General features: G+C 64.3%; 10 protein-coding genes. All 10 read right to left on the bottom strand.

Features of this window, described 5'->3' with window-relative positions:
* Positions 1–121: 121 nt before the first annotated feature.
* On the bottom strand, positions 122–742 hold the full coding sequence (locus ACFOOL_RS14295) for a class I SAM-dependent methyltransferase (RefSeq protein ID WP_380097906.1): 621 nt from the start codon (positions 740–742) through the stop codon (positions 122–124).
* Between the two features lie 122 nt (positions 743–864).
* Positions 865–2,094, bottom strand: coding sequence for an MFS transporter (locus ACFOOL_RS14300; RefSeq protein ID WP_380097908.1), 1,230 nt, complete (start codon positions 2,092–2,094; stop codon positions 865–867).
* A gap of 62 nt (positions 2,095–2,156) precedes the next feature.
* The gene (locus ACFOOL_RS14305) at positions 2,157–2,852 is read right to left on the bottom strand and encodes an ArsR/SmtB family transcription factor (RefSeq protein ID WP_380097910.1); all 696 of its coding nucleotides are present in this window, start codon (positions 2,850–2,852) and stop codon (positions 2,157–2,159) included.
* Between the two features lie 193 nt (positions 2,853–3,045).
* Positions 3,046–3,882: an MBL fold metallo-hydrolase gene (locus ACFOOL_RS14310; RefSeq protein WP_380097912.1), complete on the bottom strand. Its 837-nt coding sequence runs from the start codon at positions 3,880–3,882 to the stop codon at positions 3,046–3,048.
* Between the two features lie 3 nt (positions 3,883–3,885).
* Positions 3,886–4,665: a TatD family hydrolase gene (locus ACFOOL_RS14315; RefSeq protein ID WP_380097914.1), complete on the bottom strand. Its 780-nt coding sequence runs from the start codon at positions 4,663–4,665 to the stop codon at positions 3,886–3,888.
* Position 4,666: 1 nt separating this feature from the next.
* Positions 4,667–6,217 carry a methionine--tRNA ligase gene (gene metG, locus ACFOOL_RS14320; protein WP_380097915.1) on the bottom strand — a complete coding sequence of 517 codons (1,551 nt, stop codon included), beginning with the start codon at positions 6,215–6,217 and terminating at the stop codon, positions 4,667–4,669.
* Complete coding sequence (locus tag ACFOOL_RS14325) at positions 6,214–7,239, bottom strand: AAA family ATPase (RefSeq protein WP_380097916.1); 1,026 nt, start codon at positions 7,237–7,239, stop codon at positions 6,214–6,216. Before ACFOOL_RS14325 ends, metG begins: the two co-directional genes overlap by 4 nt.
* A complete protein-coding gene (gene tmk, locus ACFOOL_RS14330) occupies positions 7,236–7,922 on the bottom strand; it encodes a dTMP kinase (protein ID WP_380097917.1) in 687 nt (228 codons plus the stop codon). The genes ACFOOL_RS14325 and tmk overlap by 4 nt, the downstream gene beginning before the upstream one ends.
* 27 nt (positions 7,923–7,949) lie before the next feature.
* On the bottom strand, positions 7,950–9,092 hold the full coding sequence (locus ACFOOL_RS14335) for a D-alanyl-D-alanine carboxypeptidase family protein (RefSeq protein WP_380097918.1): 1,143 nt from the start codon (positions 9,090–9,092) through the stop codon (positions 7,950–7,952).
* 54 nt (positions 9,093–9,146) lie between these two features.
* Complete coding sequence (locus tag ACFOOL_RS14340) at positions 9,147–10,196, bottom strand: septal ring lytic transglycosylase RlpA family protein (protein WP_380097920.1); 1,050 nt, start codon at positions 10,194–10,196, stop codon at positions 9,147–9,149.
* Positions 10,197–10,217: the final 21 nt, after the last annotated feature.

Genomic DNA, 10,217 nt, shown 5'->3' on the forward strand with positions numbered 1-10,217 from the left:
GTTCATGGCTGGATTCCTGCGGAGGGGTCTCCGGGGTGGTTCTGGGTTTTTGTTCGCATAATATATATTATGGAACTTTTACTCATCCGGAACCACAGGAAACCGGCTTCCGCGCGGCTCTTCAGGAAACGCTCCCGACAGGACGGCGCGCCACGAGATCGATCAACGCCGACAGTCCTTCGTGACCACGGCCTTCTCTGATGACCGTATCGTGCTCGTCCAGACTCAAAATTTCGAAGTCGTCGAACGCCGTCAAAAGCAGGTCTCGGGTATACATCTGCTCGCGTTGCGGAGGCCCGCCCGTGCCCAGATCCACCTGCTCGGGACGATAACCCTGCATCAGCACCAGTCCGCCGGGCTTCACCGAGCGCTTCATCCCCTCGAATATCTCCGCGCGCATTGCGGGGTCGGCGAATTGGATGAAGATGGCGACCACGTAGTCATAGGCCGCTTCGGGCCAATGCCACATCGAAAGATCGGCCTGCTCGAGTTCGATCTCCACCCCCGCCTCCTGTGCCAGTCTTGCGCTCTTTTCCAGCGCGACGGAGGATGAATCGATAGCGTGGACGTCAAGACCGAGCCCGGCGAGGAAAACGCCGTTGCGTCCCTCTCCGTCGGCGACGGCCAGGACCCGTCGCCCAGCCGCGAGACGACGAGCCTCCAGCTTCAAGAAAGCGTTCGGCTCCCGCCCGAACAGATAATCGTCTCCGCGATAGCGCTCGTCCCAGGGGTTGGTGCTCATACGACTGCCGGCCCGGCTCTTTTTCGCCAATGGACATAGTGCACGACCGACCCAGCGCCACCATGAGCGGCTAGGCTAGAGCGGGCCGAACAAAGCTTCAAGAACCGGCCCACGTCCGCCATTTACCCCGCTGTCCTGGTGCGCCGCATGGCAGCCGAGCCGAACAGGGCCAGGACCGCCAGTACGAGAGGAATGAAGGAGAGCCAGAGCACTGTGCTCCACCCATAGGCCGACAGCAGGCCTCCCGACAGGAACGAGCCTAGCGCCATCGTCCCGAAAATGATGAAATCGTTGAGGGACTGCACCCGGGCCTTTTCTTCCGGGCGATGCGTTTCCAGCACCATGGCGGACGCACCGATGAAGCCGAAGTTCCAGCCGATCCCCAAAAGGATGAGCGTGCCCCAGAAATGAGCCACGTCGATGCCGAGCAGCCCCACCGCCGCGGACGCGCCGGTGAGCGCGAGGCCGGCCATGACGACATTGCTCGCTCCGAACCGCGAAATCAGCCGTCCGGTAAAGAAGCTGGGGGCATACATGGCGATCACGTGCCATTCGAGGCCGAGATTGGCCGCCTCCTGTGACAAGCCGCACATCTGCATGGCCAGTGGCGCGGAGGTCATGAGGAAATTCATCAGCAGATAGGAGACCACCCCGCAGATGACCGCGATGATGAACCGCGGCTGTCGCGCGATGACCGCAAGCGGCCGCCCGCCGGCGACTTCTGCCGCCGTCGGGGCCGGCAGGCGCACGCCCAGCAAGATGACGGCCGACAGCACCGCCACTGCCGCCTGCGCGATAAAGGTCGCCGCGAACATGTGCGGCATCCACAGATACATGGTGTGTGTCACCAGTTGTGGCCCGACGACGCCGGCGACCACCCCGCCCGCCATGACGAACGACAAGGCGCGCGGCCTCCGCTCGGGCGGAACGCAATCGGCCGCCGCAAAGCGAAACGACAACACGACCGCGGCATAGGCGCCGCCGAAGAAGGTCGCGACGTTGAACAGCCAGAACGAGCCGATCACTACCGCCAGGGTCGCGAGCAGGCCGACGAGTACGCCAGCCCCCGTCCCGACGAGGAAAGCCGCGCGGCGCCCGTAGCGCTGAGCGATGGCGCCGGCCGGCAGGGTGCAGGCAGCCATGCCCACCACAAAGACGGATATGGGCAAGGTCGCCAGCGCCGGGCTGGGGGCGAGCGCGTTTCCGACGATGGCGCCGGTCGCATAGACCACGACCGAATTGGCTCCGGCCAAGGCCTGGGCGATGGTTAGCCTGGCGACATTGCTGCGTCCATGGAGATATTGCGCGGCAGATGCGGAGTCGAGCTCTGGGCTAGCGATAGTTTGCGACATGGACACTTCAACCGGAAAGAGATGCTCGGTGCCCAAGCACCGCAATAGTCATGAAATTGCCGTCAGGCTGGTTGGGACGTCTCGACGGCGAGGCCCGCGGCCTTCCATTCGGGAAAGCCGCCTTCCAGCCGCAGGGCGTTAAAGCCCTGCGCCCGCAAGGCGGACACGGCCTCCACCGCGTAAATGCAATAGGGTCCGCGGCAATAAGCGACGATTTCGCCCTCTTTGGGCAATTCGCCGAGGCGTCTCTCGAGGTCCAGGAATGGAATGTTGCGGGCGCCCGGCAGGTGGCCCTGGGCGAATTCATCCTGGGAGCGGACATCGAGCAAGATGACGAGGCCTGCCTCCAGGCGTTCCGCCAGCGCCTCGCGGGATACCGGCTCCATGGTGTCGCGGGCATTGAAATAGTCGTCCATGACGCGGTTTATCTCGGCGATGTTCCTTTCGCCGACCCGGCCCAGCGCACCGATCAGCGTCACCACCTCCGCATCGCCGGCAAGACTGTAGAGAACATGCTTGCCGCGCCGCTCCGTCTCGACCAGCCGCGCCCGCCGCAAAATCTGCAAATGGCGGGAGGTGTTGGCGAAAGACATGCCGGATTGCTCGGCGAGCTCTTCGACGGAATGCCGTCCTTGGGCGAGTGCTTCTAGCAATTCCAGCCGATTCGGATGGCCCAGCGCTTGCGCGATCTCGGCGAGGTGTTCGAAAATGACATGCTTTGGACGGGGGTTCGACATCGGCAATTCTGTTGCCATCATTCATGTGAATAATTGAATGAATAGTATCGAGGCCTCTTGCGAAACACAATCCTTGATCTCGAGATCTTGCTCGGAGCAGCAGCCGAACCGGCTCGCTAAGGCACTGGTGCCCAGGAGCCGGTTGACCGAACTCGTGAACAGCGCCTTTGAAGGGAATTGCCGGATGCGATCGCCAACGACCCGAGTTCACGCTCTACCGATTGAGGATACGACCGGACAGGACGTCGATGCGCATGCCGTCGAAGGCCGGCGTGACGTTGTCGGGCGTCTCGGCCTCCGTCGCGGCGTAGTCCAGGTCGATATGCATATTGGTCAGCACCGTCTGGCGCGGCGCGAGGCGTTCGGCCAGCGCCAGCGTCTCCGGCAGGCTGAGATGGCTCGGATGCGGCGTGCGGCGCAAGGCGTCGACGATCCAGATATCAAGAGCGGCCAATGCCTCCAGCGAGCGGTCCGGAACGGCGGACAGGTCGCAGCTATAGGCAAGGCCGCCGATGCGATAGCCGAAGGAAACGATGTCGCCATGGATCTGGTCGAAGGCGTCGATGGACATGGTTCCGCCCGGCCCGTCGACCGCGACGCGATCGCCATGCTCGATCATATGCGCGTTGAGGATCGGTGGATAGGCGCTGCCCGCCGGGGTGGAAAAGCAATAGCCGAAGGCTTCGTTGAGTCGCTCTCCGCAGGCCCGGGAAAAATAGACGTCGACGCGGCGCCGGTTGTGCAGGGCCAGCACGCGCAGATCATCGATGCCGTGGCTATGGTCGGCGTGCTCATGCGTGTAGAAGACCGCATCGACCCGATCGACCTCGGCATCGAGCAATTGCTCGCGCAGATCACAGCCGGTGTCGACCAATATACGCGTCGGTTGCGCCACGCCCTCCCGCCAGCCTTCGATCAGCAGCGAGCAGCGCCGGCGGCGATTGCGTGGCTCGTTGGGATCGCATTCGCCCCAGTCATTGCCGATTCTGGGAACGCCGCCCGAGGAACCGCAGCCCAGAATGGTGGCGATGATCCGGTCCGGCTCTGCCATGGATCAGCCCAGGCCGGTCTTGGAAAACAGCCGTCCGAAATTGACCGTGGATTCGGCGCCGACCTGTTCGAGCGATATGCCGCGGATCTCGGCCAGCTTCTCCGCTGTATGCCGTACATAGCTAGGCTCGTTGGGCTGGCCGCGATGCGGGATCGGCGCCAGGTAAGGCGCGTCGGTTTCGATCAGGTAGCGCCCGGCCGGGACGATGCGGGCGACCTCGCGGATTTCCTCGGCATTCCTGAAGGTGATGATCCCGGAAAACGAGATATAGCCGCCCAGCGCCAGGGCGCGCCGCGCCAGTTCCATTCCGCCGGTGAAGCAATGCAGGACGAAGGGGAAAACCCCCTGCCCGGCTTCCTCCTCCAATATATCTGCCATGTCGGCATCGGCCTGGCGGCTGTGGATAACCAGTGGAAGACCGGTGATCCGCGCCGCCGCGATATGGCGGCGCAGCCCCGTCGCCTGCGCTTCGCGCGGGGAATTGTCATAGAAGTAGTCGAGGCCCGCTTCGCCGATAGCGACGCAACGCGAATGGGCACTTAGCCGGACGAGTTCATCCGTTCCTATATGTAGTTCTTCATGTGCATTATGCGGATGCGTGCCCACCGAGCACCAGACGTTCGCATAACGTTCCGCCAACCCGGCATAGGTGGAAAAGTTTTCCACCCTTGTGGAAATCGTCATCATTCCGGTGACCCCCGCCGCCGCGGCGCGCGCCATGACGCCGTCCAGATCGCTGGACAGCGCCTCGAAATCGAGATGGCAATGGCTGTCGATCAGCATGTCACTCGGCCGGCTTTTCCAGGCGGGCGAAGACGCCCTGCGGCGCAGGCAGTTCGGCGCCCGATGCCAACCCGTTGACCTTGCCGGCATCGGCCAGCGTCCGCCGCTCTACGGGAATTCCGAGCTGGTCGAGCAGCCGCGCCGCCGATGCGGGGACGAATGCCAGCATCGGAATGGCGAGGCGCCGAACGGTATCCACCGTTACGTAGAGCACGTTCGCCATCCGCGCCGGATCGGTCTTTTTCAGCGCCCAGGGCTCCTGGCCGGCGAAGTAATTATTGGCCGAGGAGAGAGCGCCGATCAGCGCCCCGGTCGCTTCATGCACCAATTGCTGGTCCATGGCCTTCTGCGCCGCCTCGAGGGCCTGGCCGACCTCGGCGATGAGCCCCTCGTCGGCATCGGTCAGCGCCCCGATTTCGGGCACCCTGCCCTCGCAGTTCTTGTTGATCATCGAAAGCGAGCGCTGCGCCAGATTGCCCAGATTGTTCGCCAGATCCGCGTTGACGCGATTGACCAGCTTTTCGTGGCTGTAGTCCCCGTCATTGCCGAAGGAGACTTCCCTGAGGAAGAAATACCGTACCGCGTCGGCGCCAAAAGTTTCGACCAGATGAAACGGATCGATGACATTGCCCAGCGACTTGCTCATCTTCTGGCCTTCCACGGTGAGAAAGCCGTGGGCGAAGACGCGATGCTGCACCGGTAGGCCGGCGCTCATCAGGAAGGCGGGCCAGTAGACGGTGTGGAAACGAATGATGTCCTTGCCGATGACATGCAGGTCCGCCGGCCAGAATTTCCGGAACAATTCGCTTGCCGTATCGGGATAGCCGAGGCCGGTGATGTAATTGGTCAGCGCGTCGACCCATACATACATCACATGGCCGGGTGCGTCCGGCACCGGAATGCCCCAGTCGAAGGTGGTGCGGCTGATAGACAGGTCCTGCAGCCCGCTCCTGACGAAGGAGATGACCTCGTTGCGCCGCTCCTTGGGAGCGATGAAATCGGGATTGGCTTCATAAAGATCGAGCAGCTTCTGCTGATAGGCCGATAGGCGGAAAAAATAACCCGGCTCCTCGACCCATTCCACCTCGGCGCCCGAGGGTGCATAATGCTTGCCGTCCTTTTCAGTGAGCTCACCCGCGTCGAAATAGGCTTCGTCCCGCACCGAATACCAGCCCTTATAGGTGGACTGGAAAATGTCGCCGTCGGGGTTTTCCGCCATCTTCTTCCAGATCGCCTGCGAGGCTCGGTGATGGCGCGGCTCGGTGGTGCGAATGAAATCGTCATTCGAAAGGTTCAGCACCTGGGCCAGCCTCTGGAATTCGCCGGCATTGCGGTCGGCCAGCTCACGCACCGGAATGCCTTCCTTCGTCGCGGTCTGCGCCATCTTGATGCCGTGCTCGTCGGTGCCGGTGAGGAAATAGACCTCGCGGCCCTCCAGCCGCTTCCAGCGCGCGATGGCATCGGTGGCGATCATCTCATAGGCGTGGCCGATATGGGGCGCGCCATTGGGGTAGGAAATCGCGGTCGTGACGTAAAATGGCTTGGCGGTCATGCTGGCTCGGCGGGGCTGGCGGATAGGGCGCGGTGCTTCCGGATGGCGTCGAAGATGACGGTCAGGGTCTGCTTCATGTCGAGATTGACGCTATCGGCTTCGTCCAGAAGCGCGTGTGCCTTCTCCCATAGCTCGGAAGCCGAGGCAAGTCGCAGGCGGCCGCCCTGCTGCATGGCCGCGTCGCGCATTTCGCCGGCCAGCCAGTCCCCGATTATCTCGCGGGCAAAGGACATGTCCGGTCCCTGCGGGTTGCTCCCAAGTGCCTCGGCCAGTTGCAGGCCGGCGGCAATGGGCGCCTCCTCCGGCTGGCGCAGCCAGGCCTGCAGTGCCCCGACCGGCGAATCCTCCGCGAGGGCAAGGGTTTCGAAGGCCCGGCGCGGTCGCCCTCCGGCCAGTTGCACCGCGCGCTGCCGCGCTCCGATATCGAGTTCGGGCAGGCTGGCCGAAATCACCGCTTCCAGCGATGCGTCGTCGAGCGGCCGCAACGCCAGATTATGGCAGCGCGACCGGATCGTGGGCAGCAATTGCCCCGGCCGGTGCGAGATGAGGAAGAACGTCGTATCGGCCGGCGGCTCTTCCAGCGTCTTCAGCAGCGCGTTGGCCGAGGACGGATTGCACTCGTCGATACTGTCCAGAATGGCGATGCGGTGCCCCGCCCGGCCGCGGGTATGGTTGAGCGCCTCGCGCAGCGCGCGCACGTCCTCGATGCGGATGACCGAATAATAGCCCTTGCCGTCCCTGGGCCGGCGGCGCAGCACCGATAGATTGGGATGAGACAGCGCGGCCACCTGCTCGCGCACCCGCCCGAACTCCTCGTCGCCCGTCGCCGTCAATATGGCCGCGGCCAACTCGAACGCCAGCGTCGCCTTGCCGATGCCTTGCGGGCCGTGTAGCAGGATGGCTCCGGGCAGGCGGCGTTCGGCGAGCTGGGCCGATATGGCAGCCCGCGCGGCGTCATGGCCCTTCGCCTGCTGCCGCTGTTCAGGCAGTTGCAGGCCCTCGAGTGCGGAAGGATCGCTCATGCCTCCGCCCTGCCCTGCAATTCGGGGAAGCGCGTGGCGACAACATCCCAGATCGCCGCTTCCAGTGCCTCCTCGGGCTGTTCGGCGGTGATCACCACGCAGCGCTCCGGATTGTTGCGGGCGATGTCGAGGAAATTCTGCCGTAGCCGCCGGTGCCAGTCGAGCTCCTCCTTTTCGAACCGGTCCCCAGTGAGTTGCAGCCCATCCTCGACGGCACGCTGTTCGACGCGGCGGAATGCGGTTTCGGGGTCCATGTCGAGCATGATGGTGAGATCGGGCGCATGCCCGTCCAGCGCCAGGTTTTCCAGCGCGTCGATCAGCCGGTCGTCCACCCCGCCGGTCAGGCCCTGATAGGCGCGGGTGGAATCGCAGAACCGGTCGGAAAGCACCCAGGTGCCCTTGTCCAGGTTCGGCCCGATAAGCTGGCTGACGTGATCGAGCCGGGCGGCGGCGAACAGCACCGCCTCGGCGCCGGCGCCCCAGGCTTCGGAGCGCCCCTGCAGGATGAAGGAGCGGATGGCCTCGGCCTTCGGCGTTCCCCCGGGTTCGCGCGTGCGCACCGCATCGATGCCATGCTTCGCCAGATTGCCGAGAAGGCGCCGCACCTGCGTGGATTTGCCGACGCCTTCGCCCCCTTCAAAGGTTATGAAGCGGGCGGGACGTCGAGGGGGCGCTTCGAGCATGGTCGAGATCGTATCCGAAAGAGCCGGTCAGAGCCAGCCGAGGGCAAGCTGCTTGAGCGCGTCGGTGGCCCGGCGCAGCAAATCGCCCTGCCGTACGCTTTGCGCGGCATGCAGGGGCGCGGTTTGCACGAGCTGGTCGTTGCAGTAGACTCGCAGTTCGGCCACCTTGTCTCCTTGGTGAACCGGAGGCAAGAGCGGTCCGTTATAGTTGACCGTGGCCGAGAGGCACTGGCGCGATCCGCGCGGCAGGTAAAGCGCGATCTCGCCGTCCCCCACTAGCCCGACGCTGGGAATTTCTCCGCCATAGACGTCGGCATAGGCCACGATCGTGCCCTCGGGATAGGGCGTGAAACGCTCGAAGGCCCTGGCGCCCCAGGTCAGGAGCTTGCGCCCTTCTTCCGCCCGCTCGCGCATGGAGCCGAGCCCGTGCACCACCGCGACCAGGCGTCGCCCGCCTTCTTCTGTCGAGACCACCGATCCGTAGCCGGCAGCCTCGGTATGCCCCGTCTTGAGGCCGTCCACGCCGATGCCCATTTCCACCAGCGAGTTCCGGTTGGACTGCCTTATGCCGTTCCATTCCATGTCCGGCTCGGAAAAATAATGGTAATATTCGGGGAATTCCCGGATCAGGTAGCGGCCCAGATCGGCGAGGTCGCGGGCGCTCGAATACATGGCCGGGTCCGGCAGGCCGGTGGGATTGGTGAAGTGCGACTCGGTCAGGCCGATATCCTGCGCCATCTCGTTCATCATCAGGGCGAAGGTCCCCTCCGAGCCGGCGATCCCCTCTGCCAGCACGATGGCCGCATCATTGCCGGACTGGATGACCACCGAGCGGATGAGATCTTCCACGCGGACCTTGGAGTTGAGCTCGGCGAACATGGTCGAGCCCCCCGACGCCGCCCCACCGGTGCGCCAGGCATGTTCGGAAACGAAGAACTCGTCGTCCATGCCGACCCGCCCTGCCCTGATCTCGTTGAAGACCACCGCGAGCGTCATCAGCTTGGCCATGCTGGCCGGCTCCAGCCGGCCGTCGGCGTCCTTCTGGAAGATCACCGTGCCGGATTCGTAGTCCATCAGCACCGCGAATTTGGCCTTGGTGTCGAATTCCACCTGAGCCGCCGCAGGCATCGCCAGGGCGAGGCAGGCGGCAATGGCGATCAGCAGTCTCACGAGCCGTTTCCCTTGCGTTTCGGGCCGAGCCATGCGTCGCCCCGGACCCGCAAATTAATAGAGAATTATGTCGGCGAGGCCAAGTTCCCGGGCCATGTCGAGCGCGTCCTGCCGGCTGACGCCGGGCTTGAGCCGCGTCAGCGTGAGCCTGGTGGCCGGTCCGCCGGTAAGCGCCACGGCTTCTTCGGAGACGGCGCCCAGCAGGGCGAATTGCTGCGCCAGCCGCGCGGCGTTTTGCGGGTCGGCGTAGACGCCCAGCCCGATGCGGACCGCTCTTGCATCCGCATCCACCGAGGCGGCCCAATCGGCCAGTTCGGTGCCAGCGGCCATGGCGTTGACGGCGGCATGGGCGCTGCCGATTGCGGCGTCGGCCTGTTGCGGCGACGCATCCGCATATGAGAACAAACCATTGAAGAAATTGGTGGTCATGCCGACGAGGCTGCGGCCGCTCTGGCCGCCCTCCGACGCGCTCGCCACGCGGATGGGCCCGCTGTCGTAATTGGCCGGGCCGCTATAGCTTGCCACCAGCATTCTGGTGTCGTCGCCCTCGAGCGGGGCCTGCCCGACATATTCGACCTGCACATTGGCCGAACCCTTGTTGACATAACCCAGCATCGAGGCAGCGCGATGGGACAGGTCGATGATGCGGCCGGACACATAGGGGCCGCGATCGTTCACGCGAACCACCACCGAGCGGCCGTTGTCCTGATTGGTGACACGGACATAGGACGGCAGCGGCAAGGTCGGATGGGCGGCGGTGATGGCATTGGCGGAGAAGATTTCGCCATTGGCGGTGCGGCGGCCATGGAAATCGGCGCCATACCACGACGCTGTCCCGGAGGCGGAATAGCTTGGATCGTGCTGCGGCACATAGGTTTTGCCGCGCACCGTATAGGGCTGCCCAACCTGGTAGCGCCCGCCGCCCTTGGGCGGGTTCGGATTGCTGGTGACGCGTGGCGAGACGGCGACGCCATATTCCTTGGAGGTGAAGGCGGCACGTTTTACCGTGGGTCCCACGCCACCCGTGGCGCAGGCGGCGATCATCGGGGCGATCAGGGCGGCCAGGGCCGCGGCTCGGACGGCGCTGCGCCAGGTGGTCGTCACGGTACGCAATACTCTACTCGA

This window comes from Devosia honganensis (assembly GCF_042648785.1).
In the GTDB taxonomy this organism is placed as follows: domain Bacteria; phylum Pseudomonadota; class Alphaproteobacteria; order Rhizobiales; family Devosiaceae; genus Devosia; species Devosia honganensis.

Coding starts and splice junctions, on each gene's coding strand:
- ACFOOL_RS14315 (WP_380097914.1), bottom strand. CDS start 4,665: ATGCTGATCGACAGCCATTGCCATCTCGATTTCGAGGCGCTGTCCAGC.
- ACFOOL_RS14310 (WP_380097912.1), bottom strand. CDS start 3,882: ATGGCAGAGCCGGACCGGATCATCGCCACCATTCTGGGCTGCGGTTCC.
- tmk (WP_380097917.1), bottom strand. CDS start 7,922: ATGCTCGAAGCGCCCCCTCGACGTCCCGCCCGCTTCATAACCTTTGAA.
- ACFOOL_RS14325 (WP_380097916.1), bottom strand. CDS start 7,239: ATGAGCGATCCTTCCGCACTCGAGGGCCTGCAACTGCCTGAACAGCGG.
- ACFOOL_RS14295 (WP_380097906.1), bottom strand. CDS start 742: ATGAGCACCAACCCCTGGGACGAGCGCTATCGCGGAGACGATTATCTG.
- ACFOOL_RS14300 (WP_380097908.1), bottom strand. CDS start 2,094: ATGTCGCAAACTATCGCTAGCCCAGAGCTCGACTCCGCATCTGCCGCG.
- metG (WP_380097915.1), bottom strand. CDS start 6,217: ATGACCGCCAAGCCATTTTACGTCACGACCGCGATTTCCTACCCCAAT.
- ACFOOL_RS14305 (WP_380097910.1), bottom strand. CDS start 2,852: ATGATGGCAACAGAATTGCCGATGTCGAACCCCCGTCCAAAGCATGTC.